At 70.2% G+C, this 25862-nt stretch carries 17 protein-coding genes and 1 pseudogene; 4 read left to right on the forward strand and 14 right to left on the reverse strand.

The genetic code is table 11. The features are described from left to right. Positions 1–115: 115 nt before the first annotated feature. From ACPXB1_RS22045 to ACPXB1_RS22065, 5 genes are all read right to left on the reverse strand, one after another. A complete protein-coding gene (locus tag ACPXB1_RS22045; protein ID WP_355596092.1) occupies positions 116–1294 on the reverse strand; it encodes an ROK family protein in 1179 nt (392 codons plus the stop codon). Between the two features lie 259 nt (positions 1295–1553). Continuing rightward, the gene (locus ACPXB1_RS22050) at positions 1554–2651 is read right to left on the reverse strand and encodes a YihY/virulence factor BrkB family protein (protein ID WP_425735733.1); all 1098 of its coding nucleotides are present in this window, start codon (positions 2649–2651) and stop codon (positions 1554–1556) included. Between the two features lie 63 nt (positions 2652–2714). Further along, positions 2715–3524 (reverse strand): ABC transporter permease, encoded by an 810-nt coding sequence (locus ACPXB1_RS22055; RefSeq protein ID WP_425735734.1) that lies wholly within the window; start codon positions 3522–3524, stop codon positions 2715–2717. Positions 3525–3535: 11 nt separating this feature from the next. After that, complete coding sequence (locus ACPXB1_RS22060; protein ID WP_355596087.1) at positions 3536–4333, reverse strand: ABC transporter permease; 798 nt, start codon at positions 4331–4333, stop codon at positions 3536–3538. Positions 4334–4545: 212 nt separating this feature from the next. Then, positions 4546–5478, reverse strand: coding sequence for an ABC transporter ATP-binding protein (locus tag ACPXB1_RS22065; protein ID WP_355596085.1), 933 nt, complete (start codon positions 5476–5478; stop codon positions 4546–4548). A 164-nt stretch (positions 5479–5642) separates the two neighbouring features. Here ACPXB1_RS22065 and ACPXB1_RS22070 point away from each other — a divergent pair, with 164 nt between their 5' ends. Continuing rightward, positions 5643–7952 carry a TRAP transporter permease gene (locus ACPXB1_RS22070; protein ID WP_425735735.1) on the forward strand — a complete coding sequence of 770 codons (2310 nt, stop codon included), beginning with the start codon at positions 5643–5645 and terminating at the stop codon, positions 7950–7952. Continuing rightward, positions 7949–8968: a TAXI family TRAP transporter solute-binding subunit gene (locus ACPXB1_RS22075; protein WP_355596081.1), complete on the forward strand. Its 1020-nt coding sequence runs from the start codon at positions 7949–7951 to the stop codon at positions 8966–8968. Before ACPXB1_RS22070 ends, ACPXB1_RS22075 begins: the two co-directional genes overlap by 4 nt. Before the next feature lie 9 nt (positions 8969–8977). Here ACPXB1_RS22075 and ACPXB1_RS22080 read toward each other — a convergent pair whose 3' ends face one another. From ACPXB1_RS22080 to ppdK, 9 genes and pseudogenes are all read right to left on the reverse strand, one after another. Then, positions 8978–9514 (reverse strand): hypothetical protein, encoded by a 537-nt coding sequence (locus ACPXB1_RS22080; RefSeq protein ID WP_355631722.1) that lies wholly within the window; start codon positions 9512–9514, stop codon positions 8978–8980. Continuing rightward, a pseudogene (dnaG, locus tag ACPXB1_RS22085) lies at positions 9514–11416 on the reverse strand (DNA primase). Before dnaG ends, ACPXB1_RS22080 begins: the two are co-directional and overlap by 1 nt. Before the next feature lie 75 nt (positions 11417–11491). After that, a complete protein-coding gene (locus ACPXB1_RS22090) occupies positions 11492–12322 on the reverse strand; it encodes a siderophore-interacting protein (protein WP_355596077.1) in 831 nt (276 codons plus the stop codon). Between the two features lie 29 nt (positions 12323–12351). Then, positions 12352–14742 (reverse strand): BTAD domain-containing putative transcriptional regulator, encoded by a 2391-nt coding sequence (locus ACPXB1_RS22095; RefSeq protein WP_355631716.1) that lies wholly within the window; start codon positions 14740–14742, stop codon positions 12352–12354. 152 nt (positions 14743–14894) lie between these two features. Further along, complete coding sequence (locus tag ACPXB1_RS22100; protein WP_355596188.1) at positions 14895–16148, reverse strand: M23 family metallopeptidase; 1254 nt, start codon at positions 16146–16148, stop codon at positions 14895–14897. Positions 16149–16252: 104 nt separating this feature from the next. Further along, positions 16253–17590 (reverse strand): tachylectin-related carbohydrate-binding protein, encoded by a 1338-nt coding sequence (locus tag ACPXB1_RS22105; RefSeq protein WP_355596073.1) that lies wholly within the window; start codon positions 17588–17590, stop codon positions 16253–16255. A 167-nt stretch (positions 17591–17757) separates the two neighbouring features. Next, positions 17758–18981 carry a deoxyguanosinetriphosphate triphosphohydrolase gene (locus ACPXB1_RS22110; protein ID WP_355596071.1) on the reverse strand — a complete coding sequence of 408 codons (1224 nt, stop codon included), beginning with the start codon at positions 18979–18981 and terminating at the stop codon, positions 17758–17760. A 7-nt stretch (positions 18982–18988) separates the two neighbouring features. Further along, on the reverse strand, positions 18989–19342 hold the full coding sequence (locus ACPXB1_RS22115) for a VOC family protein (protein ID WP_355596069.1): 354 nt from the start codon (positions 19340–19342) through the stop codon (positions 18989–18991). Positions 19343–19490: 148 nt separating this feature from the next. After that, a complete protein-coding gene (gene ppdK / locus ACPXB1_RS22120; RefSeq protein ID WP_355596067.1) occupies positions 19491–22199 on the reverse strand; it encodes a pyruvate, phosphate dikinase in 2709 nt (902 codons plus the stop codon). A 313-nt stretch (positions 22200–22512) separates the two neighbouring features. Here ppdK and ACPXB1_RS22125 point away from each other — a divergent pair, with 313 nt between their 5' ends. Further along, on the forward strand, positions 22513–24270 hold the full coding sequence (locus tag ACPXB1_RS22125) for a beta-N-acetylhexosaminidase (RefSeq protein WP_425735736.1): 1758 nt from the start codon (positions 22513–22515) through the stop codon (positions 24268–24270). A gap of 826 nt (positions 24271–25096) precedes the next feature. Next, positions 25097–25747 carry a C39 family peptidase gene (locus ACPXB1_RS22130; protein ID WP_425735737.1) on the forward strand — a complete coding sequence of 217 codons (651 nt, stop codon included), beginning with the start codon at positions 25097–25099 and terminating at the stop codon, positions 25745–25747. Positions 25748–25862: the final 115 nt, after the last annotated feature.

A 25862-nucleotide genomic window follows, 5' to 3' on the forward strand; every position in this document is an offset into this window, starting at 1 on the left:
GGGGGCGTTCTCCTCGGGCTGGGCCACAGTCTCCTCCTCGCTCACGACTGTTGCTCGGTTGACGACCGCGGCGTCGCGGGCGGCGGGATGACGGATGGCATCTCGGGTCGCGGGCTCATGACGCTTCCCCGAATGCGACATCGCTGGCGAGCACCGCCGCGCCGGCGACACCGGCCCGGTTGCCCAGCTCGGACAGCACGACGGGCAGGTTGCCGGTGGCAAGTGGCAGCGAACGGCGGTAGACCACGCTGCGGATCTCGGCGAGCAGGATGTGCCCGAGCTGGGCCAACCCGCCGCCGATGACGATCATCGACGGATTCGTGAAGCTGACCAGGCCGGCGAGCACCCCACCGACCCGCCGGCCGCCGTCGCGGATCAGCTGGATACAGGTCATGTCACCCTCGATGGCGCCCTCGGCGACGTCCAGGGCCGTCACCGCGCCGCGCAGGCTCAACCGCTCGGCAAGTGCCGGCGACACGCCACTGCGGGCGGCGGCGGTGGCGTCCTTGGCCAGAGCGGCGCCGCTGAACAGCGCCTCCAGGCAGCCGACGTTGCCGCAGGAGCACATCGGCCCGTGCGAGTCGACCTGGATGTGGCCGATGTCGCCGGCGCAGCCGTCGGTGCCCCGGTAGACGTCGCCGGTGAGGTAGATGCCGCAGCCGATGCCGGTGCCGATCTTGATGAAGAGGAAGTCGTCGACCGAGTGGGCCACGCCGCCGTGACGCTCACCGATCGCCATGATGTTGACGTCGTTGTCGACCACCGCCGGGCAGCCGTGCTCCCGGCTGAGCAGCTCGCGCACCGGGAAGCGGTCCCAGCCGGGCATGATCGGCGGTGAGACGGGGACGCCGTCGCGGAAGCTGACCGGCCCCGGCACACCGACGCCCACCGCGTCCAGCCGCTCGTACGCGCCGTCGACCCGGGCCTTGTGCAGCAACTCGTTCACCCGTTGCAGGGTCACCTTGGGTCCATTGCGGATGTCGGCCGGCTCGGCGTAGTGGGCGACCGGTTCGAGTCGGCCGTTCACCACCTCGATGTCCATCGAGCTGGCGCCCAGGTCGACGGCCGCGAAGCGCAGCTTCGGGTTCAGCTCGACGAGTGTGGAGCGACGCCCACCCCGGGACGCGGCGAGGCCCGCCTCGGCGACGTAACCCAGGGACACCAGGCGATCCAGCTCGGCAAGCAGCCGGGGGCGGGGCATCTGGAGCCGGTCGCCCAACTCGGCGCGGGACACGGCCCCCTCGTCGCGGAGCAACCGCAACAGTCGGACATGCAGGGGCTCGACGGTCCGCACCGGGACTCACCTCTTCATCGAACTCGTTCACATCGACGCAATGTCGAGGTGTTGTGTCCGACACAGTAGGAGCGTTCCGCGCCGCCTGTCCAGAGCTTCGGCCGTTCTGTTCTCAACTTTTGTCCGAAGGAACAAAAGCTACTAGTCGATCAAGGAAAGGATGACCGAGTGCCCTCGCCCGCTCGCGGCGCGTACCGATCGGCGGGCAAAAAGCCGCCCCACCACCCGTTATGCGGGCGGCGGGGCGACAGAGGACAGGTCAGTGACTGCCGGCGGCGTTCCGCTTCTTGCGGAGCTTCCGGTCGTCACGCAGCTCGACGTACGGCTCGTCGTCGGCCGGGTGGCCCGCCGAGATGGCCCGACCGCGCTCCAACTCGGCGTCGAACTCGGCACCCAGCAGGATCGCGATGTTGCTGAGCCAGAGCCAGATCAAAAAGATGATCACGCCGGCCAGTGCCCCGTACGTCTTGTTGTAGGAACCGAAGTTGCTCACGTAGAAGGCGAACAGACCGGAGATCACCAGCCAGATCACCACGGCCAGCACGCCACCCGGGCTGACCCAGCGGAACCCGCCGTGCCGCGCGTTAGGCGAGGCCCAGTAGAGGATGGCGAACATCAGGCTGACGAGGACCAGCAGCACCGGCCACTTGGCGACGTTCCACACCGCTACCGCCGTCGAGCCGAGGCCGATAGCGTTTCCGACGAGCTCGGCGAAGCGGCCGGTGAAGACCACGATCACCGCGCAGGCAAGCAACAGCACGCCGATCACGGCAGTGACGCCGACCCGGATCGGCAGCGTCTTCCAGATCGGCCGGCCCTCCGGCACGTCGTAGATCGTGTTCGAGGCACGCATGAACGCCGCGATGTAGCCGGACGCGGACCAGAACGCCGCAAGCAGACCGATGATCGCCGCGATGCTGGCCAGCCCCCCGCTGCCCTGCGCCTGGGTGATCGCGTCCTCGATGATCTTCTGGATGTTGCCCTCCGGCACCGCCTGGTTGACGGTGTCCTTGACGCCCTCGGTGGCGCTCGTGCCGAGCAGGCCGAGGATGGAGATCAGCACCAGCACCCCGGGGAAGATGGACAGCACGCTGTAGTAGGTGAGCGCCGCCGCCCAGTCGGTCAGACTGTCGTCCTGGAACTCGCGGACCGTCCGGCGCAGCGCCGCCTTCCAGTCGCTGCCGGGCAGATCGGTGGGGCTGTCCGGCCCGGCGTCGGGGCTGACCGGCCGGCTGGCGTCCGCACGCCCACTCTCGCTGGCATCCTCGCGCCCGGGCCGGCCGGCACGCTCGCGCTCGGTCCCGTCGGCGTCCGTGCGCCCGGTCCCGCTGCGGGCGGATGACTCGTCGGAGGCCATCGCCCCTCCTCATCGTCGGTGGTGTCACCTCCGACATGCCCCGTGGGCGGCAGCCGGTAACCCCTACCTGTAGAGCAACCTGCCCATCCGGCGCGAGGCCACCAGCAGGCCGACCGACAGCATCACCAGCAGGTAGAGAACGTCGAGCAGCCAGGACCACCCGACACCGCCGAGCGTGACGCCCCGGATCAGGTGCACCGCCCGGTACAACGGCGTGATCTCGATCAGCCAGTGCAACAGCGTCGGGTACGCCTGCGCCGGCACGAACGTCCCCGAGAAGAGGAAGAGCGTGAACTGGGCCGAGCCCATCAGGTCGAAATCCTGCCAGCTGCGCATGAACGTGGACAGCGCCATGCCGAGGCCGCCGAACGCGAACCCGACAAGCACCGCCGCCGGAAAGGCCGTCACCGCGTGGGCGACGCTTGTCAGATCCAGCGCGACCATCACGGCCAGGAACGCCGCCGAGTAGGCGCTGCCCCGCAGCATCGCCCAGCTCAGCTCACCAACGGCGATCTCGAAAGGCCGTACCGGGGTGGCGATCATCCCGTCGTACAGCTTCATGTATTTCATCTTGCCGAAGAAGTTGAATGTGGTCTCCGCGAGCGCCCCGGTCATCGCCGACGAGGCGAGCATCGCCGGAGCGACGAACGCGGCGTACGACACGAGACGCCCGTCGGGCAGCGACAGGTCACCGACCAGCGAACCGACGCCCACCCCGATGGACAGCAGGTAGAGCAGCGGCTCCACGAAGCCCGAGATCAGCAGCAGCCAGTAGACCGACTTCAGCGCCGCGACGTTGCGCTCGACCACCGAGCCCGACCGCCGGGACGCGGCCGACACATCGACCATCCGGGGCAGCATCAGCGTGACCACGAAACCTCCCCTTAGACGACGAGCTTGCGGCGGAAGGCACGCAGCGCCAGCAGCCAACCGGCGACCGCCCACGCCCCCAGGTACAGCAGGTGCCCGGCGACCGACCACTGTGGGGCGACACCGAGAGTGGCCGCCCGGCACAGGTCGACGGCGTGCCACAGCGGCGTCGCGTACGCCAGCAAGCGCAACGCGTCGGGCAGCGACTCGACAGGGAAGAAGACCCCGGCGAACAGCGTCATCGGGATGACAGCGAACCGGAACAGCATCGCCAGCCAACTGTCGGTGGACACCGACGCGGAGAACGCGAAGGTCGGCCCGGCCACCGCCAGCGCGAGCAGCGCCACCACCGGCAGGGTGGCCACCGCCCACGGCGACCGCAATGCCCCGAACAACCCGGTGACCAGCAGGAACGCAACGATCGTGGTGAGCACCCGGAACAGCACGAAGGCCAGGTGCCCGGCCAGGATGTCGCCCACCCGCAGCGGCGACGCGCTCTGCGCGAAGTAGGTCTTGACCCATTGGAAGTTGCTGAACACCGGCCAGGTCGAGTCACCGACAGTCACCTGGAGCGCGGTCGAGGCGATCAGCCCCGGGACCAGCCAGTCGAGGTAACGCACACCGCCGACGCCCTGGTCGATGTACGCGCCGACGCCGAGCCCGAAGCCGAGCACCGTCAACACCGGCAGCAGGAACGAGGAGAACACCCCCGCCCGCCAGGTGCGTCGCAGACCGACCAGATAGTGCTCGAACACGGCGTACGCCGGCACCCAGGGAGCCCGCGCCCGCCCCGCCACACTCACAATGACCACCCCCGTGTCCCGACCTTTCCTACCCCGGGGGTACGACAGGCCGCGGTCACCCTACGGCGACGCCATCGACGTGTCGCCCGGGTTTCGGGCTGTCGATCGACTCGGGTTCCAGGAACTCGGGGTGTCCAGGTCGCCACGACACCCCGATCTCACGGAAAGCGAGTGGATCTTGAAGCGGCACGGACGGCATCGACCGCCGCCACCCATCCCGGTCAGTCGACAAGGGTGCGGCCGGTCAGGTGCAGGAAGACATCTTCCAGGCCACTGCGCCGCACCAGCACGTTTGCCGGGGTGAGCCCCGACGCGGAAACCTCGACGACCGCCGCGTCGCCGTCGGGCACGTAGAGCAGGACCCGGTCGGGCAGCACCTCGACCCGCTCCCCCAGCCCGGCGAGCTTGCCGGCGAACGGCTCCTGCGACTCGGCGGCGAAGCGCAGCTCGACCACCTCGCGGGTGGAGTGCTGCTCGATCAGCTCCCGGGGTGAGCCTTCGGCGACGATCCGCCCGCCGTCCATGACCACCAGCCGGTCGCAGAGCTGCTCGGCCTCGTCCATGTAGTGCGTGGTGAGCACCAGCGTGACGCCCTGCTGCTTGAGCCGGAACAGCCGCTCCCACACCAGGTGCCGGGCCTGGGGGTCGAGGCCGGTGGTCGGCTCGTCGAGCAGCACGATCTCCGGATCGTTCACCAGCGCGCGGGCGATCGTCAGCCGGCGCTTCATCCCGCCGGAGAGCGGCTCGACCTTGCTGTCGGCCCGCTCGGTGAGCTGGACGAAGTCGAGCAGCTCGGCGGCCCGCTCCTTCGCCACCCGGCGCGGGATGCCGAAGTAGCGCGCGTAGACGGTGAGGTTTTCCCGAACGGTCAGCTCCGGGTCGAGGTTGTCCATCTGCGGGCACACGCCGAGCCGAGCCCGGATGGCCGGACCGTCAGCCACCGGATCCATGTCGAGGATGCGCAGCTTCCCGCCGCTCGGTGGGGAGATGCAGCCGATCATCCGCATGGTGGAGGACTTGCCGGCGCCGTTGGGCCCGAGGAAGCCGAACGCCTCACCGGAGCGCACCTCGACGTCGATGCCGTCCACGGCGGTGAAGTCACCGAACCGCTTCACAAGCCCACGAGCCTGAATCAGTGATCGCCCCGAAGTCACCGCCCGACACTAACCGCCGGGTCCGACACCCCTCCACGCAAATACGCGTACCGGGCAGGCTGCGCCGGGCACCAGCGGTGAGAATCGGCACCACCGCCCGAGCCGTGACAGCCAAACGTCGATCGATGCCCCACGGCCGCACGATCGACGTGTATCGTCCCCTCGTGCCGCCGCCCACCAGCTTGCCCGACGGTTCGTTTCCACCTGCCCGAACAGCCAATTCTCCCGCCGAGGAGCCCGCGTCGGGCACGGGCGGCCTGCCGCCCCGACCTCGGCCGACAGCCGAGCCCACCCCCAGCGCCGACACGACCGCGCAAAGCACCACAACGGCACCCAGCACCGACACGAGCGACGCGAGCACCGACACGACAGCGCGTGACGCCGACGACGACAGCTCCATTGCCGAGCGGGCGACTCGGGACCTGGCCGCCCAGTTCGAGGACGAGAAGCCGGGCCGAGTTTTGTCCGGGCCAGCGGGTTGGCTCCTCACCGCCGCGACGTTGGCGATCGGCGGGCTCGCCCTCTGGCAGGTGTTCCGCCCTCTGTCACAGGGCAGCAAGTATTACTTGATCATTTTCCTGGCCGGCGTGCTCCCGCTGGTTTTCCTGGCCTACCCAGCCGACCTGCGGCTGCCGGCCCGCCTGCGCTCGCGACGAGGCGACGGGGACCGCACCGTCGCGCTGCCGGCTTCGTCGGGACCCACCGTGCCGGACTGGGTCCTGGTCGTCCTGGCGGTGGCCGCCTGCCTCTACCCCGTCCTGCCGGTCACCATCGGGTCGGGCGGCGGTGGCTACAACGCGTTCCTCGACCGGCAGGGCCTGCTGGCACCAATGGATCTGGTGCTGGGCACCGTGCTGCTCCTGCTGCTGCTGGAGGCGTGCCGACGCACCACCGGGTGGATCCTGCCGGCGGTCTGCCTGCTGTTCCTCGGCTACGGCTACTACGGAGGGCTGCTACCGCAGTCCTGGCCGATCGCCCACGGCGGGCTCGACTTCAGTCAACTGGTCGACGCGTTCTACAACTCCGACAGCGGCTTCTACGGCACCCCACTGGACGTGGCCGCCTCGTACATCGTGCTGTTCACCATCTACGGCGCGGTCCTGGAGCTGTCCGGGGCCGGGCGGTTCTTCGTCGAGTTGTCGGCCGCCGCGTTCCGCCGCTCGCGTACCGCAGCCGGTCGGACGGCGGTGGCCTCCGGGTTCCTGCTCGGCACCGTCTCCGGTTCCGGTGCGGCGACGACGGTGAGCATCGGCGCGGTCACCTGGCCGCTGCTACGCCGCGCCGGCTATCCCGCGGAGAGGGCCGGCGGCATGCTGGCCGCAGCCGGAGTGGGTGCGATCCTCTCCCCGCCCACCCTGGGTGCGGCGGCGTTCATCATCGCCGAATACCTGGGCGTCTCGTACCTACAGGTGCTGGGCTGGGCCACGGTGCCGACGGTGCTCTACTACCTCGGCATCCTGCTCTCCGTGGAGATCGACGCTCGCCGTTCCGGCGTCCGCCCGGTGGTGATCGACGTCGGTTCGCCCTGGCGTCTGCTGACCCGGTTCGGCTACCACTTCGCCTCGCTGATCGCCATCATCGTGTTCCTCGCTGTCGGCGTGTCCGCGACGAGGGCGGTCGTCTTCGCCACCGTCCTCGCCGCCGCGCTGTCCTTCCTGGACCGTGCGCACCGGCTCACTCCGGCGCGGCTCGTGACCGCGCTCGTCACCGGAGTACGCGGCGTGCTCGCGGTGACGGCGGTCTGCGCCGCCGCCGGCATCATCACGGCGACCACCACGAAGACCGGCCTCGGGCCGCAGGCGGCGGCGCTGCTGATCGGCGGCGCAAAGGCGGCCACCTCGGACCCGACGTTGGTGCTGGTGCTCACCGCGCTGCTCGCCGCCGTCGCGCTCAGCCTGTTGGGTCTGGCCGTGCCGGTCACCGCCTCGTTCGTGATCGGTTGGGTGATCGTCGGTCCGGCCCTGCTCGACCTGGGCGTGACCGCGCCCGCCGCGGCGATGTTCGTCTTCTACTTCGCGGTCCTGTCCGAGGTGTCCCCGCCGACCGCGCTCGCCGCGGTGGCCGCCGCCGCGGTCACCGGCGGCCGGCTGGTGCCGACAATGTGGCAGACCCTGCGGTACGCGCTGCCGGCCTACCTGACCCCGATCGCGTTCGTCATCACGCCGGCCGGGCTCGGTCTGCTCGGCATCGGTGGCGTCCAGCGGATCGCCTTCGCCGCCGTGGTCACCGCGCTCAGCGTGGCGGTGCTCGCCGTCGCCGCCGGTGGCTGGTTGCCGGGTGTGGGCCCTGCCGGCGCACCGGAGCGCGTGCTCGGTGCCCTCGCTGGCGTCACGTTGCTCTGGCTCGAACCCGCGCCGGTCACGGTCGGCGTCGCACTGGCCGCCGTCGCGGCGGCGGGTGTGTTCGTCCGACGCGGATCCACCGGTCGCCCAACGTCCGAATCACCAGCCAGTCCTGTGGAGGAGAAACTGTGAGACGAATCGACGTACGGCTCGCGGCGGGCCTGAGCGCGCTCGCCATCGTCACGGTCGGCGCCACGGGTTGCGGCGGTCAGCAAGGCGGCGCGGCCAAGGACGACGCGGCCAGCGAGGTCACCTGCGAGGTGACCCGGGAGACCCGCGTCGGCATCGCCACCGGCAACGCGACAGGCGTCTACTACGTGGTCGGCAATGCCCTGGCCGGGCAGTTGTCCGAGGCGACCGGCGGCAAGCTCAGCGGCACCGCCGCCGAGACCGGCGCGTCGGTGCAGAACGTCGAGCAACTGGTCAATGGGCAGTACGACGTGGCGTTCTCGCTGTTCGACACGGCGGTAAACGCGGTCGAGGGCAAGGGCAACTTCAGCGCGCCGCAGCCGGTCGAGGCGCTCGCACGCATCTACGACAACTACACCCAGGTGGTGGTCCGCAAGGACTCCAAGATCACGTCGGTGGCTGACATGCGCGGCAAGAAAATCTCCACCGGCTCGCCGAAGTCCGGTACGGAGGTGATCGCCAACCGGCTGCTGGAGGCCGCCGGCCTCGACCCGGCCAAGGACATCCGGGCACAGCGGCTGGACCTGACCAAGACGGTCGAGGGGGTCAAGGACGGCAGCGTCGACGGTTTCTTCTGGTCCGGCGGTCTGCCCACCGGGGGCCTGACCGACCTGTTCACCACCGCCGGCGACTCGGTGAAGTTCGTCGACATCGCGCCGTTGCTGCCGAAGATGACCGCGTCGAGCCCCGGCTACCAGGAAGGCACGATCGGGCGGGACGCGTACGGGACGGCAACCGACACCCCGACCATCGTCGTGCCGAATGTGCTGTTGGTCCGCAAGGATCTGGACGCCAATGTCGCCTGCGCGATCACCCGGACGGTGTTCGAGAAGCGCGACGCCCTGGCCCAGGCCAACCCGGCGGCCAAGGGGATCTCGCTGGAAAAGGCCCGCAGGACCCTGCCGGTGCCGCTGCACCGCGGCGCGCAGAAGGCGCTGGAGGACCTCGGCGCCAACTGACCCGACCGGTCAGAGATCGGCCGGCGCGGTGGCGGCACGGGCCGCACCGACCAGGCGGTCGGTCTCGGCGAGCAGAGCCTCGTCGTCCGCAGGGGTGCCGGGGTCGAGTCGGACCGTCCAGGTCAGACCGTCGGCCCCGGCCACGCGGCGGGCCGCGACCCGCACCGCGCCGCCGGGCAGTCGGTGGTGCTCGGTGTACGCGACCGAGCGGGTCACCCGCGCGCGTACCTGATGCGGCAGCTCACCCGGGTCGAGCAGCAGGTACGTCTCGGCCGGACCGTCGACGACCACCGTGTAGCCGTCGCGCTCGGCGACACGCTCGGCGAGCGTGACTGTCAACTCCCGACCTGACCACACCGCCTTGAGGATGTCGTGCCAGCCGATACGGTGCCCCCGGCCGGGCAGCCACAGCCCGAGGTTGCTGGCCACCACCACGCCGTCGCCCTCGCCGTTGCCCACCGCCGCCCAGGCGAGCACCCGCTCGTCGCGGACCAGCGGCGGCCGGTCCGCCGGGGGCAGTTTCGGCTTACGACTGAACAGTCCCATCACAGCCCTCCCGCGGCCTGCTCGCGCAGCGCCCGGGCGTGCTGCTCCAGTGACAGCAGCTCGCCGAAGGCGGCGAAGTACTCGTCCTTGTTGTTCACCGGGTTGATGCGTTGGATCCGGGACTTGAGGTCCCGGATCCGGGCGGTCACCGACCCGAACTGCACCCGCGCCATGGTGATCGACACGTAGCGGGGGTCCGGCTCGCCATCGATCCGCAGCGGCTCCACGGCCAACTCGCCGACCAACGCCGCCGACGCCAGGTCGTCGCAGGCGTCGCGCACCGACTCGATCCAGACCGCGCCGCCGGTCGCCGACACGACCCCACCGGCGGCTGCGATTGCCGTACGCACCGCCACGTGCACCGGGTGCCGGTATTCGGTCGCCTCGACGGCGTCGAACATCGGCCCGGCCAGCACCGGCTGTTGCAGGGCGAGCTTCAGCGCCTCCCGCTCGACCATCGACTGCGGGCTGTCCACGGCAGGTTCGGGGCGGACCGGCGCGGGGCGGGCCGCAGGCGCGGACTCCCGGGCACCGGGCGGCGGGGCGTTGGCGGCGGCCAGGACCGCCCGCTGCACAGGTTCGATCTCCATACCGAGATCCATTGCGAGCTTGCGGACGTACTCGGGACGCTTTTCCCGGTCCTTGAGTTGCGCGACAAGCGGCGCGGCCCGGCGCATGGCCTCGACCCGGCCGTCGACGGTGTCCAGGTCGTAGCGGCTGATCACGTGCCGCAGGGCGAAGTCGACGAGCGGCTCACGGCGGGCGACCAGGTCCCGCACGGCCAGGTCGCCCTTGGCGAGCCGCAGCTCACACGGGTCCATGTTGTCGGGGCTGACGGCGATGAACGTCCGGCCGACGAAGCGCTGGTCGTCGGAGAAGGCGCGCAGCGCGGCCTTCTGCCCGGCGGCGTCCCCGTCGAATGTAAAGATGATCTCGCCGGCCACCGAGTCGGTGTCCAGCAGGAGCCGGCGCAGCACACCGATGTGGTCCGCGCCGAAGGCGGTGCCGCAGGTCGCGACGGCTGTGGTCACGCCGGCCAGGTGGCAGGCCATCACGTCGGTGTAGCCCTCGACGATCACCGCCCGGCCCTGCTTGGCGATCTCCCGCTTGGCCTGGTCGATGCCGTAGAGCACGTGCGACTTCTTGTAGATCGGCGTTTCGGGGGTGTTCAGGTATTTCGGGCCGTCGTCGTCGTCGAACAGCTTACGCGCGCCGAAGCCGATCACGTCGCCGGTGAGGTCGCGGATCGGCCAGAGCAGGCGGCGGCGGAAACGGTCGATGAGCGTGCCGGAGCGGGACTCGCGGGACAGCCCGGCGGTCACCAACTCCTGGTGGGTGAAGCCCTGCTGGCGCAGGTGCTTGGTGAGCAGGTCCCAACCCTCGGGCGCGAAGCCGCAGCCGTAGCGCTCGGCGGCGGCCCGGTCGAAGCCCCGCTGGGCCAGGAACTCCCGGGCCGGCCGGGCACCTGCCGTGCTGAGTTGGGCCCGGTAGAACTCCACGGCTGCGGCGTGCGCGGCGACCAGGCGCTGCCGCTGGCCCTGCTGTGGGCGCGGGCGCGGGGTGTTGCCGTCGTCCTGCACGTAGCGCAGTTGGATGCCGGCCCGCCCGGCCAGCCGCTCCACGGACTCGACGAAGCTGAGGTGCTCGGCGTCCATCAGGAACTTGATCGCGTCGCCGCCCGCCCCGCAGCCGAAGCAGTACCAGACGTTGCGGGCCGGCGAGACGTTGAACGACGGGCTCTTCTCGTCGTGGAACGGACACAGGCCCTTGAGGTTGCCGCCACCTGCCGACTTCAAGGTGACCGTCTCGGAGATCACATCCGAGATCGAGGTGCGTTCCCGGACCAGTGCGATGTCCTCGTCCCGGATCCGCCCAGCCATGCGCCACCCCCTCCGCGTACATCCTGCCCTGCGGGACCGACGACGCGCCGGGCGGGGGACGGTCGCGCAGACCGTCCGGCTCGTCTCGCCGGCCGCCTCAGGCGGCGGCCGCGTCCTCGGCGGCCACCTGCCGGTTCCAGTCCGGCTTCGTGGAGCGCCAGCCCTCGTCGTCCATGCCGCGCCGCCAGTAGCCGGAGATGGACAGCTGGCCGGCCGGTACGCCCCGTTCGGTGCGCAGCAGTCGGCGCAACTCCCGGACGAATGTCGCCTCGCCGTGCACGAAGGCGTGCACCTGACCCGGCGGGAACTCCAGCGCCCGGACCGCCGCCACGAGCGCCTCGCCCACCGGACGGTCGCCCCGGTGCAGCCAGGTCAGCTCGACCGCACCCGGGCTCAGCAGCTTCTGCTCGTCGGCCGGGTCGGCGATCTCCACGAAGACGTGGGCCAGCGCGCCGAACGGCAGCCGCTCCAGGGCGGCGGCGATGGCCGGCAGCGCGCTCTCGTCGCCGACCAGGAGGTGCCAGTCCGCGTCCGGGCTCGGCGCGTACGCCCCGCCCGGCCCGACGAAGTGCACCGGGTCACCCGGCCGCAGCGCGGCGGCCCACGGCCCTCCCAGCCCTTCGTCGCCGTGGTGCACCACGTCCACGGTGAGTTCACCGGCGATGGGATCCCAGCGCCGCACGGTGTACGCGCGCAGCCGGGGCCAGTGTTGCGCGGGCAGGTCGCGGCGGATCGCGGCAAGGTCCAGCGGCCGGGGATATTCCACCCCGGGCACCGGAAAAACGATCTTGATGTAGTGATCGGTGTGCTCCCCGACCGGCAGTCCGGCCAGGTCCTGGCCACCGAGGACCAGGCGGATCAGGTGCGGGGTCGGCCGCTCGGTCCGCACGACCATGGCGGACGTGACTGCTTTAGGGCGCTCCGTCATCTGGTTAGGCTAACCTAATTAATATTCGGTCACCAGACAGACCTCCCGTTGCCGACCCGCCTGGCCCCGGTCCGCCGCCGGGCGCTGAGGTACCCGGCAAGCCCGTCGTCGAGCTGCCGGGCCCGTTCCGTCAAGCCACCATCGGCCACCGCCCGGATGGCCTGTGTCATGCCGGCCAACTCGGTGTCCATCCAGCCGATAGCCGCGGCCTCGTCGGTGAACGCGGCGGTAACCACCAGGTCCGCTGGCGCCCATGCCAGATCGGGACGCATCACACGCAGGGCCGCCACGACCCCTTCGGTGTACCAGTCGAGCAGCCGGCCCAACCCGGCCGACCGGTCCCGCTCCGCGTCCTCGCGCCCGGCCCGCCGCTCGGCGTAGAGGCGCAGCAGGTCGTGGTACCGGAAGCGGCCCTCGGCACCTACCTGCACGAGGTTGCCGTCCACCAGTTCGTGCAGTGCCTCCTCCACCCGCGCCTCGTCCTCGTCCACCATCCGTGCCGCAGCCGCCACACCGAAGCCGGATCCGGGCAACAACGCCGACAGACGAAACGTTCGCGCGGTGGTGACGGACAGCTCCGCGTAGCTGAGGTCGAAACTCGCCTCCACTCCCACGTCGCCGATCCGGAGCAGGTCGAGCCGGTGCCGCTGGTCGGCCAGCCGTTCCATGGCCGCCCGCACCGTCCACGCCGGCAGGCTGGCCAACCGGCTGCCCGCCACCCGCAACGCGATCGGGAGTCGTCCGCAGGCCCGTACGACGCCGACGGCAGCCTCGTGCTCCGCCGCCACGCGCGCCGGACCCACCGACGCGGCCAGCATGTCGAGCGCTTCGCCGGCCGAGGGCACGGCCAGGTCGACGGTCGTGGCACCGGCGAGGTCGGCAAGCCTGCGGCGGCTGGTGACCAGCACCGCGTTGCCGCCCGTGCCCGGCAGGAGAGGGCGCACCTGCGCGGCGCTGTGCGCGTTGTCCAGCACGATCAGCATGCGCCGGTCGGCCAGGACGCTGCGGAACAGGGCCGCGCACTCCGCCTCGTCGCGCGGTATCCGTCGGCCGTTCATGCCCAGCGCCCGCAGGAAACCGGCAAGCGCGTCCAGCGGCGGTACCGGCAGGCGACCAAAACCTTGGAGGTCGACATAGAGCTGCCCGCCCGGGAACGACTGCCGCAGCAGTTGCGCGGCGCGCAGCGTCAGCGCTGTCTTGCCGACACCGGCGGCACCGGAGACCACGCACGTGGTGACCGGCTCCGGCACCGGGCTTCGCGGGTCCCGGCCGAGCAGGTGGCGGAGCCGGCGAAGATGATCCACGCGGCCGGTGAAGTCGGCAGGTGGCGCCGGAGTCTGCAACGGCACCGCCCGCGTCGTGGGTGATCGGACGTCGACCGTCTCGCACGGGCCGGCCCGCCCGAGCACCGACCGGTACGCCTCGGCCACATCGCGGCCGGGATCGATACCGAGGTCGTCGGCAAGCCTCCGACGAATTTCCTCGTACGCCTGCAGCGCGGCGGCCTGCTGACCCACCTCAGCGAGGGTCGTGATCAGTTGGGCGTGCAGTGGTTCGTGCAGCGGGTGCTGGGAGGCCACGTCCCGCAGGACCGGCAGAGCCCTGTCGCAACGGGCAAGCGAGCCGGCCAGCCTGGCGTGGCGGATCGTCGCGGCGATCCGCTCCTCCTCGATCGCGATCAGCAGCGGATCACCGTGTAACTCCGGCACGTCCGCGAGGAGGACTCCCCGCCACTGCCACAGCGCATCGTCGAGGAGGCCGAACGCCGCCGGTCCGTCGTCGAGCGCCGTGGCCCGGGACAGCAGGCGCTGACCGACGAGCAGGTCGAGTTGTTCGGTGGCGACTGTGAGGCGGTAGCCACCGGGAACCAGCGCCAGAGCCTGGTGGGGCCGCCCCGGCGAATTTTCGCCGGGCAGGACCCGACGCAGCCGGCTCACATAGGTCTGCACCAGGTTGACAGCGGTGCCGGGCACGTCCTGACCCCACAGCAGGTCGATCAGTTCGTCGCGGGACACCGCCGCGTTGGGCGTCAGGGCCAGCCGGGCGAGCACCAGCCGGTGCCGGCCGGCGGCGAGCGGCACGGCCCGGGAATCCTCGTACAGCGAGAGCGGGCCGAAGAGTTTCACCCTCATCGACGTCGTCCGGTCGTCCTCCGCCGGCGGGGCGGCGGTCGCCCGGACGGCCAACGCCGAATCTCGCAGGGTCGCGGCCTCACTGCCGGACAGGCCCAGCGCCACGCTCAGGGCCCGTACGGAGCGTGGCCTCGGCTGGCGGCTGCGGCCCTGTTCGAGGTCTCGGATCGCGGCCCCGCTGAGCCCGGACCGATCAGCCAACTCCTGCTGCGTGAGGCCGCTTCGCTCTCGAAAATGCCGCAGACGTAGACCGAAACTGACAATTTCCCTGTTGATTTGATCGTCCATTGTGATCACCCCCGTGAATCGACGTGAGTCTAATACGGGGGCACGGCGCACGCCGTACCGTCGCAAAGCGTCACGGCGGCCCGCAGCAGCGGAAACCGGGTGTCCACGGGCAGGCCGCGGACACCCGGTCTCCCGGTGCTCACTACGGTTTATCAGCCACCGAAGGGCGCGGCGGACAGGAGCGTCTGCGTCCACCCCGACTCGTCGACGGCGCCCATGCCGAACAGGTCGCCGCCCTTGCGGTCATACGGGTTGCGGTCGGTGTAGCGGAAGAGCCCGCCACTCTCGGTACGACCGAAGTAGGTGCCCGCGCCCGGCGAGACCAGGTTGGTCATGCCCTGCCAGGTGCTGGCCTTCAGCTCGCCCGAGGTCCAGGAACCCACGCCACTGATCTTGTAGGACAGCAGCCGGCCGTCGGAGGTCGTGCCCAGGATCCAGTCCTCACCAGTCGTCGTCATCGTCTTCAGGGTGAACCCGCTGTCGATCGTGGTGCCGTTGAGGATGTGGTTGCCTGTCGGCTTCGTCGACGTCACGTCGTAGCGCAGCAACTCCCCCAGGGAGTTGAGGCCGTACAGGTTGCCGTGACCGTCGTAGCTGAGCTGGGTGTGCGTCCACCCGCCGACCTTGATCTTCGACGGCGTGTTGAAGGCAAGCCCTGTGTTGTTGGTGATCACATCCACCCGGTAGAGGTCACCGCTCGTGGAGGTGAGCAGGATCGTGTTGAAGTTGACTGTTGCCATCGTCTTCGGCGTGAAACCAAGGGTCGCCTCCGACACCACGGTCTTCAGGCGACGGCCGGTACCGGACTCGATCGCCGAGTACGTCAGGCGTCCGTCGGCGAGCGCCCCGTAGACCGAGACGTTGCCACAGTTGGCACTCACCGCGCGCACCTCGGGCGACTTCGGCTCACCGCTGGGCGAGCCGTCGGTGGTGATACCGGACGGTGCGCCGTTGAAGTGGGACTCCACCTTGTTGCCGTCACGTCGTTGCTCGTGGTGCAGGTGTTCGCCGCTGGAGTTCCCGGTGGTGCCGACCTTGCCGAGAAGCTGGCCCTGGTCGACCTGCTGCCCGGTCCGTACCACCGGAGTCGAGACCATGTGCAGGTACAGCGACTCCCAGCCGCCGCCGTGGTCGAGCTTGACGTAGTTGCCCGCACCGCTGTCGTAGCCGGCGTAGGCGACGGTGCCCGCCGCCGAGGCGAGGATGGGCCGTCCGGCCGTACTGCCGCTGGTGGCGAACATGTCGATGTCGTAGTCGTCGTGACCGGGATAGGTGGACATCCGCCACACGTCGTCGCAGGCGAAGGGGAGTTGGAAGTTCGGCCGGACGCCGGCGGCGTGGGCGGCGCTCGGGTCGGCGACGTCCAGGGCCGCGACACCGGTGCCGGCGAGCGCCAGGGCGGCCAGGGCGGCCGAGGCCAGGCGTCGTACCGGGTGGGGTTGGGTCATGTGTCGTCGCTCCTCGTTGGCGGAGGTCGGGAGGTGCCGGAAGTTGGTCGTCGTCGGGCGCATCAGTTGCCGAAGGGCTGGGCGGACAGCAGGGTCTGGGTCCAGCCGGAGTCGTTGACGGCGCCCTGGCCGGACAGGTCGCTGCCGTCGCGGTCGAACGGGTCCTGGTCCTGGTAGCGGTGCAACGCGCCGTTGCTGGTACGCCCGTAGTAGATGCCGGCGCCGGGCGACAGCAGATGGGTGATGCCCTGCCAGGTGCTGTCCTTCAGCTCACCGGAGACCCAGGAGTTCGGACCGTTGATCTTGTAGGAGAGCAGCCGGCCGTCGGCGGTCGTGCCCAGGATCCAGTCCTTGCCGGTGGTGGTGAGCGTCTTGAGGGTGAACCCGCTGTCGATGGTCGTGCCGTTGACGATGTTGTTGCCGGTCGGCTTGGACGACGTCACGTCGTAGCGCAGCAACTGCCCCAGCGAGTTGATGCCGTACAGGTTGCCGTGACCGTCGTAGCTGAGCAGGGTGTGCGTCCACCCGCCGACCTTGATCTTCGACGGGGTCTCGAATGCCACACCCGTGTTGTTGGTGATGATGTTCACCCGGTACAGGTCACCGGAGGTCGACGTGACCAGGATCGTGTTGAAGTTCAGCGTGGCCAACGCCTTGGGCGTGAACCCCAGTGTCGCCTCCGACAGCACCGTCTTGGTGAGACGACCGGTGGCCGTGTCGATCGCCGAGTACGTCAACCGGCCGTCCGCAAGCGTCCCGTACACCGACGCGGTGGGCGGGGTCCACAGTGCGTCCACGATGATCTGCGCGTCGGACGCCTGCCCCTGGTAGCGGTCGGGGTACGCCGAGACCTGCACCCGCTGGCACACCTCGCCGATCGGCCTGCTCGCCCAGGAGTTGTTCGGGTAGAGGCTGATCATCTTGTTGAGGAAAGCGTTCGTCGCCCAGGTCGGGTCCAGTCGCTGCGCCCGGGAACCCCACGCGGCACGCTGCTGGAACAGACCAAGGCTGTCGTGGTCCACCTCCTCGGCCACGTTCTGGATCGTCGACTCGACGATCGTGGTGGTGACGGCGATGACCGCCGCCCGCTCGGGCAGCCCCCGCGCCTGCACCGCCTGCACCACCTTGCGGGCGCAGGACACCCGGTAGGCGGTCATGTAGCCGTCAAGCGTGCCGCCGAGCCGACTGTTGAGGGTTGTGGCAAGGGCGGCGTCGGCGCTGCTCGGTCCACTCGCGGAGCAGGGCGCCGTGTCGTACGCCGCCGTGATCGACGCGGCCGGGAACGCCTCGGCGTCGGCCGGTGTGGACGGGGCCGCCGCGGCGGGTTGCGCGGCGACGGACAGGACGGTGATCGCCAGGGCCAACGCGGCACCGACTCCGCCCAGTGTGAAACGTTTCATGCAGATCCCCAGATCGCTTGGGTGTTTGCGGTCGGGGAGGAGCATGCGGTCCGGCGTTGTACCGGCTCTGTTGTCGAACTGTCCGCACCGGTCCCGCAGCCGGCCCGTGGTGGCCGGAGCAGGGGTCAGCTCGCGACGAGCCGGGTGTGCCAGGCCACCGCCGCAGGTCAGCTCGCGACGAGCCGGGTGTGCCAGGCCACCGCCGCCGGGTCGGTGAGCGAGGCGACCTGGTCGATCACCACGCGCAGCCGGGCGGCGTCGTCGGGGGCGGCCCGCCACAGTGGGGCGAAGACCGGGTCGAGCCCGTCCGGCGCCCGCCGTACCAGTGCGGCCACCAGCTCCGCGAGCATCGTGCGCTGCCGCTCGTAGCGGCCCCGGGATCCGGTACGGCGCATCACGTAGCGCAGGGCGATGCCCTTGAGCAGCGCGCACTGTGCCCGTACCCGCCTCGGCACCACCAGGTCGGCGGCGTAGCGACGGTGCGGACCGCTGCCGAACCGCTCCTCGGTGGCGGTCACCGCCGCAGACACGAACCGGCCGGTCAGGCCGCTGGTGGTGGTCTTCAACGCGACCTGGGCACGGTGGCTGCCGTCGTACCCGGCCAGCGGGGCCAGCAGCGGGTCGGCAAGCAACTCGACAAGCACCTCGGCCAGGTCGGCCGAGGACTCCCCGGAGTAGGTGGTCGCCACGTCGGCGCAGAGCGCGGCCCGCTCGTCGGCGTCGGCGAGCAGCGGACGCAACGTGACGTACCCGCCGTGGATGCCGTCCTCCACGTCGTGCACCGAGTACGCGACGTCGTCGGCCCAGTCCATCACCTGCGCCTCAAGGCAGCGCCGGTCGCCTGGCGCGCCAGCACGGATCCAGTCGAAGACCGCCGTGTCGTCGGCGTACACACCGAACTTGCGCTGCCCGGGGCGGCGCGGCCAGGGGTACTTTCCGATCGCGTCCAGTGACGCGCGGGTCAGGTTCAGCCCGGCGGACGAGCCGTCCGGGGCGAGCACCTTCGCCTCGAGTCGGGTCAGCACCCGCAGGGTCTGCGCGTTGCCCTCGAAGCCTCCGCAGGGCGTGGCGAGCAGGTCCAGCGCGGCCTCGCCGTTGTGCCCGAACGGAGGGTGCCCGAGGTCGTGGGCCAGCCCGGCGACGTCCACCACGTCCGGATCGCAGCCCAGCCGGGCACCCATCTCCCGGGCGATCTGGGCCACCTCGAGGGAGTGCGTCAGTCGGGTACGCAGGAAGTCGTCAGTGCCGGCGGTGTGCACCTGGGTCTTGGTGGCCAGTCGACGGAACGCCGCCGAGTGCAGCACCCTTGCCCGGTCACGCTCGTACGGGGAACGGCGGTGCCCGGTGTCCTTGGGTGGCTCCTGCACCAGTCGGGACTGCGGGTCTGACAACCCCGGCTCACTCCTTGCGCTGACGGAGGACGCAGAACTCGTTGCCCTCCGGGTCGGCGAGGACCGTCCACTCGACGTCAACCTGACCGATGTCGACGTGCCGGGCGCCCATGTCGACAAGCCGTTCGACCTCGGCCTCCTGGTCGGCGGGGCGCAGGTCGAGGTGCAGTCGGTTCTTGCGCTCCTTGCCGTCGGTCGCCGGCACGAAGACCAGGCCGGGGAGACGGTCGGCGCCCTGCCGGATCTCCACCTCGTCCGGCTTCTCGCTGACGACCTGATAGCCGAGCGCCTCGGCCCACCAGCGGGCCAGCCGAGCCGGATCGTGGGCGTCGATGGTCAGGCTTTCCCAGACGCTGGTCATTCAGTCACCTTTCCCCGTCGACGGCGAACGCAATCAGCCGCATGTGAGGGAGCCAGATTACGCCTGCCGATGCGCCTCGGCGCGACCGCGATGGGGAGACATCCGGGGCGCAGGCGGCGGCTCGCCCCGAGCCGCCGCCTGCTCCTCGTCAACGGCTGTCGGAGCCGTCGGTCTCCACAACCGCCCGGCCGGCTTCCAGGCGCGCCACCGGCACCCGGAACGGTGAGCAGGACACGTAGTCCAGGCCGACGGAGTGGAAGAAGTGCACCGAGTCGGGGTCGCCGCCGTGTTCACCGCAGACGCCGAGCTTCAGCCCGGGTCGGGCGGCGCGGCCCTCTTCGGCGGCGATCCGCACCAGCCGGCCGACGCCATCGCGGTCGATGGACTCGAACGGTGAGATGCCGAAGATGCCCAACTCCAGGTAGCGCCAGAAGAACGCGCCCTCGACGTCGTCGCGGGAGAAGCCCCAGGCCATCTGGGTCAGGTCGTTGGTGCCGAACGAGAAGAACTCGGCGGCCTCGGCGATCTGGCCGGCGGTCAGCGCCGCCCGGGGCACCTCGATCATGGTGCCGATCAGCACCTCGACACCGCTGTCCCCGACCACCTCAGCGATGATCTTCTCGGCTTCGGCGCGGACCGTCTCCAGCTCCTGCACGGCCCCGACCAGCGGCACCATGATCTCCGGCTTGGCCACCCGGCCCTCCCGGGCGCAGCTGACTGCCGCCTCGGCGATGGCCCGCACCTGCATGGCGAACAGGCCGGGGATGACCAGGCCGAGGCGTACGCCCCGCAGCCCGAGCATCGGGTTCTCCTCGTGCATCCGCCGCACCGCGGCGAGCAGCGCCTCCTCCTTGGCGACGTCCTCACCGCGCTCCTGAGCGACAGCGACGTTGACGGCGAGCTGCTCCAGCGGAGGCAGGAACTCGTGCAGCGGCGGGTCGATCAGCCGGACGGTCACCGGCAGGCCGTCCATCTCGCGGAAGATCTCCTCGAAGTCGGCCTGCTGCAACGGCAGCAGCGCGGCAAGCGCCTCCTCACGCTCGCCCTCGGCGCGGGCCAGGATCAGCCGCTCGACCAGCTCCCGCCGGTCGCCGAGGAACATGTGCTCGGTGCGGCACAGCCCGATGCCCTCCGCGCCGAAGCGCCGGGCACGGGCGGCGTCCGCGCCGGTGTCGGCGTTCGTGCGGACCGCGAGCCGCCGCTTGCCGTCGGCGTGCGTCATGATCCGGTGTACGGCCCGGACCAGCGCGTTGTCGATGTGCTCGGGGTCGAGGCTGCCCTCGAAGTACTGCACCACCTCCGACGGCATTACCGGGACCTCACCCAGGTACACCTTGCCGGTGGTGCCGTCGATGGACACGACGTCGCCCTCGCTGACGGTCTGCCCGGCCACTGTGAACCGCTTCGCCGGCACGTTGACGTCGATCTCGTCGGCACCGGAGACGCAGGTCTTGCCCATCCCCCGGGCCACCACTGCGGCGTGGCTGGTCTTGCCGCCGCGCGAGGTGAGGATGCCCTTCGCGGCGATCATGCCGTTCAGGTCGTCCGGGTTGGTCTCCCGGCGTACCAGGATCACCGACTCGCCCTCGGCGGCCATCTCGACGGCGCGGGCGGAGGTGAAGACGACCTTGCCGGACGCCGCACCAGGCGACGCGCCGATGCCCTTCGCGACCGCCTCGAACTCGTGGTCGAGCTGGAAGCGGGGGAACATGAGCTGCGCGAGCTGCGCGCCGTTGACGCGGTGCAGCGCCTCGTCCAGGTCGATGAGGCCCTCGTCGACGAGTTGCCCGGCGATGACGAACGCGGCGGCGGCGGTGCGCTTGCCGACCCGGGTCTGCAACATCCACAGCTTGCCGCGCTCGATTGTGAACTCGATGTCGCAGAGGTCCTTGTAGTGCTCCTCCAGCCGCGCCATGATCCCGAGCAGCTCGTCGTAGGAGGCCTTGTCGAGCTGCTCCAGATCCTGAAGCGGCACTGTGTTGCGGATGCCTGCGACGACGTCCTCGCCCTGGGCGTTCGCCAGGTAGTCGCCGTAGATGCCCTGGGCGCCGCTGCCCGGGTCGCGGGTGAACGCCACGCCGGTGCCGGAGTCGGGGCCGAGGTTGCCGAAGACCATCGTCACCACGTTCACAGCGGTGCCGAGGTCGGCGGGGATGCGCTCCTGACGGCGGTAGAGCACCGCGCGCTCGGCGTTCCACGACTCGAAGACCGCCCGGATGGCGAGGTCGAGCTGTTCGCGCGGCTGCTGCGGGAACTCCCGCCCGGTGTGCTTCAGGAAGATCTTCTTGTACGCGTCAACCAGCCCGCGCAGGTCGTCGGCGTCCAGGTCCAGGTCGTTGTGGGTGCCCTTGACTGCCTTGGCGTCGTCGAGCGCCTGCTCGAACTCCTCGCCCGGCACCTCGCAGACGGTCTTGCCGAACATCTGGATGAGGCGTCGGTAGGAGTCCCAGGCGAACCTGTCGTTACCTCCCGCCTGGGCGGACAGGCCGACGACGCTCTCGTCGTTGAGGCCGACGTTCAGGACGGTCTCCATCATGCCGGGCATGGAGAACTTGGCGCCCGATCGGACCGACACCAGCAGCGGGTCCTGCGGGTCGCCGAGGCGCTTGCCCATGGCGCGCTCCAGCGACTCCAGGTGCTGCTCGATCTGACCGGCGAGGCCGTCCGGCTCCCGGCCGGTGGCGAGGTACGCCTGGCATGCCTCGGTCGTGATGGTGAAGCCGGGCGGCACGGGCAACCCGAGGTTCGTCATCTCGGCGAGGTTGGCGCCCTTACCACCGAGCAGGTCCTTGAGGTCCTTGTTGCCCTCGGAGAAGTCGTAGACGTATTTGTGATCGACGGTCTCTTGCGCTGCCACCAGAGCCTCCCACGCGCGCCGGAATGGACACTTAACGAAGGTTCAGTTTGCTGATACCCCGGGACGGACCTCCGGTAATCCGGGGTCGACGCCGATCGGTGCGCGAAGGTTAAGCGAACATCGAGCGGCCTGGGCCCGTTCGGTGACAATCGGCACAGCTATCACGACTTACCGCGTTCGTACGGGTTTTTGGGAACGCTTCCATGCGCACGATCACGCATTCCGGCCTGTCGCCGTACCCTTGACGACAACGCCAGCCAGTGAACCTCACTTTTGCCATAACCGACGCGAATACACCCCCGGAGCCGCCGCCGTGTCGACCAACCTCTCCCCCGGCCCCGCCAACTCCCCCGAGGCGGCCGGGCACGCCGGTCCGGTGCCGCTGCCGTCACACGAACCGGCAGCCGCCGCGCTGGCCCGGTCGCACGAACCGGCAGCCGCCGCGCTGGCCCGGTCGCACGAACCGGCAGCCGCCGCGCTGGCCCGGTCGGCCGAGCGGGCCGCAACCGACCTGCTCGCCGCGCCCGCCCCGATCGGGCTCGCCGACGTCGTGCCCGCTCCGCGACACGTGCAGCCGGACCCGACCCAGGCTTGGCAGCTTCCACCCGACGCGGTCATCGTGGCCAGCGCCGAACCCTCCGCGCTGGCCGCCGCCGCGTACCTCGCCGAGCAGCTGCGACCGGCCACCGGCTACCCGCTGCCGGTCACCGACGCCAGCACGCCGGAGGCCGTCGACGGGATCGCGCTGGTGCTGGACGAGAGCGCCGACCTCGGCGCGGAGGGCTACCGGCTCGACATCACCACCGCAGGTGTACGCCTCCGCGCGGTCACCGCCGCCGGCCTCTTCTACGGCGTGCAGACCCTGCGCCAACTGCTCCCACCGGCGATCGAGAACACAGCCCCGGCGACCGAGAGCTGGATCCTGCCCGGCGGGACCATCACCGACACACCTCGCTTCCCGTACCGCGGCGCGATGCTCGACGTGGCGCGGCACTTCTTCGCCGTCGGAGACGTCCTGCGGGTGATCGACCATCTGGCCCGCTACAAGCTCAACCACCTGCACCTGCACCTCACCGACGACCAAGGCTGGCGGATCGCCGTCGACTCCTGGCCGAAGTTGACAACCGTGAGCGGCGGGACCGAGGTCGGTGACGGCCCCGGCGGGCACTACACGAAGGCCGACTACGCGCGGATCGTCGCGTATGCCGCCGACCGTCACATCACCGTCGTTCCGGAGATCGACCTGCCGGGCCACACCAACGCGGCGCTCGTCGCGTACCCGGAACTGGCACCGGGCAAGGTCGCGCCTCCGCCGTACACCGGCACCGACGTCGGCTTCAGCTACGTCGACCCGGCCGACCAGCGGACGTACGACTTCGTCGCCGACGTGTTGGGCGAACTGGCCGCGATCACCCCCGGCCCGTTGCTGCACATCGGCGGCGACGAGGCGTTCAAGGTCAAGGGCGAGGTCTACACCGGTTTCGTCGAACGGGTCCAGCGCATCGTCGCCAGCCTCGGCAAGACCGTCGTCGGCTGGCACCAACTCGCACCGGCAGCCCACCTCGACGGGCGGGTCCTGCAGTGGTGGGGCACCAACGGCGACGACCCCACCACCGCCGACGCGGTCAGCCGGGGCGCACGACTCATCCTCTCCCCCGGCAACCACGCCTACCTGGACATGAAGTACGCGCCGGACACACCGATCGGGAACGACTGGGCAGGTCTGATCGACGTACGCAAGGCCTACGACTGGGATCCCGGCGCACACCTCACGGGCGTACCCGAGGAGGCCGTGCTCGGCGTTGAGGCGCCGCTCTGGACCGAATGGGTCACCTCACTGGCCGACATCGAACTGCTGCTGCTTCCCAGGCTCCCGGCCATCGCCGAACTGGGCTGGTCACCTCGCGAGACGCACGACTGGGCCGGGTTCCGGCGGCGCCTGGCCGGGCAGGGGCCGCGCTGGGCTACCGCCGGCATCACCTTCCACGCCGCACCGGAGATCCCCTGGCCGGCCGTCCCCGCCATCCCCCGTCAACACAGTGCAATCCAACCTGACCCGGCAGTCCCCTGACGGGTGGGGTATCCGGTTTTACCGTGTCCGCCGCAACCTCGGGCGGACTGCCCGGTTCAACCGTTCCCGCCGCTACCGATGAACGGGTCGTCCAGGTGCCGGGCTGACGTAGACGGTGCCCCGCTCGCACTTCGGCAAGCTGTCCGGTTTCGCCCTGGGCCGACGCACACTCGGCGGGCGCTCCGACAAACGCCCAGAGCGGGCATTTCGGGCGCGAAGGATGGTTGATCGACCCGAGTTCCTTGATACCGGGGTGTCCAGGTCGCGGGGATACCCCGGTTTCCGTGAAGCCGAGTCGATCACGCCTGTCTGGGCCGGCTGCCAGGGCGGCGGTGGGGTTTATGTCCGGTATCAGCCTCTGGTGTGACGTGGCCGGGGGCACTCTGGTGGCGGAATGATGGGCCGGGCCGGCTGGTTGTACAGGGGGTAACCGCAACGACCAGCGCCCCTGCGGGCTCGACGGTCGCGGAAGCCGGGAACATCCGCCCGGGGGCCCCGGTTACATCCCCCGAACCACCCGAGCAGCCTGCGGGCATCGGGCAGATCCCGCCAGCGCGGTGGAATGATCCGCCGGCCGGCACGGCTACATCCCCCTGGACCACCCGGTGCAGCGCCTCCCGAGGCCGTCGGACAAGGTCCCCGGAGCGCGGCGGAATGACTCGCCGCCCCGGACGGTTACATCCCCCCCGGACCCACCCCGTGCAGGCCCCCCAGGGTCGCCGGGTGAGATCCCCTCGAACTTCTTCCCCCCTTGTCTCGTGCGTGCACCGTCCCCCTATTGGTGTGTCGCCGGGATATCCCCCGAATTGCAGAGGAGCACGCCATCATGCGTACCGATCTGATTCGTAAGACCGCGCTCACCGCTGCCGGCCTGGCCTTCACCGGAGGCGCTATCGCCGGCCCCATCACCACCGCCTACGCCGCCGACGCCAAGCCCGCCAGCCAGACGAAGACGCAGGGCAAGGGTGAGCGTCACCTCGACGTGCGCTACGAGGCCCAGCCCAACTTCTACTACTGCGGCCCCGCCGCGGCCCGCAACGCCCTGTCCGTGCAGGGCAAGGACATCAGCGTCGACGCCATGGCCAAGGAAATGGGCACCACCGAAGCCGGCACCAACAGCATCAACGACATCACCCCCGTCCTGAACAAGGAAACCGGTAAGAACGACGCCTACCGCTCGGTGGAGATCAGCACCCCCACCGCCGACGACAAGCAGACCGACAAGCTCCGCCACGACATCGTCAAGACCGTCGACGACGGCCGCGCCGTCGTCGCCAACATCGCCGGCACCACCACCGACACCAACGGCAACACCCACTCCTTCGAAGGCGGGCACTACATCAGCGTCGTCGGCTACCGCGACAACGGCACCACCGTCACCATCGCCGACTCCGCCAACCCCAACACCGCCTCCTACGACATCACCATCGACCACCTCGCCGACTGGATCGCCACCCGCGGCTACGCCACCAGCTGACACACGCAAGCAACTGACCGACTGACGGAGGGCCGGACCCCACCACGGGGCCCGGCCCTCCGCCGTCATATACCCACCAGTCGGAAGCGAACCGCAGGCCCGACCACGGCCCGAC

The sequence above is a fragment of the Micromonospora sp. DT68 genome, from assembly GCF_049847245.1.
Classification (GTDB): domain Bacteria; phylum Actinomycetota; class Actinomycetes; order Mycobacteriales; family Micromonosporaceae; genus Micromonospora; species Micromonospora profundi.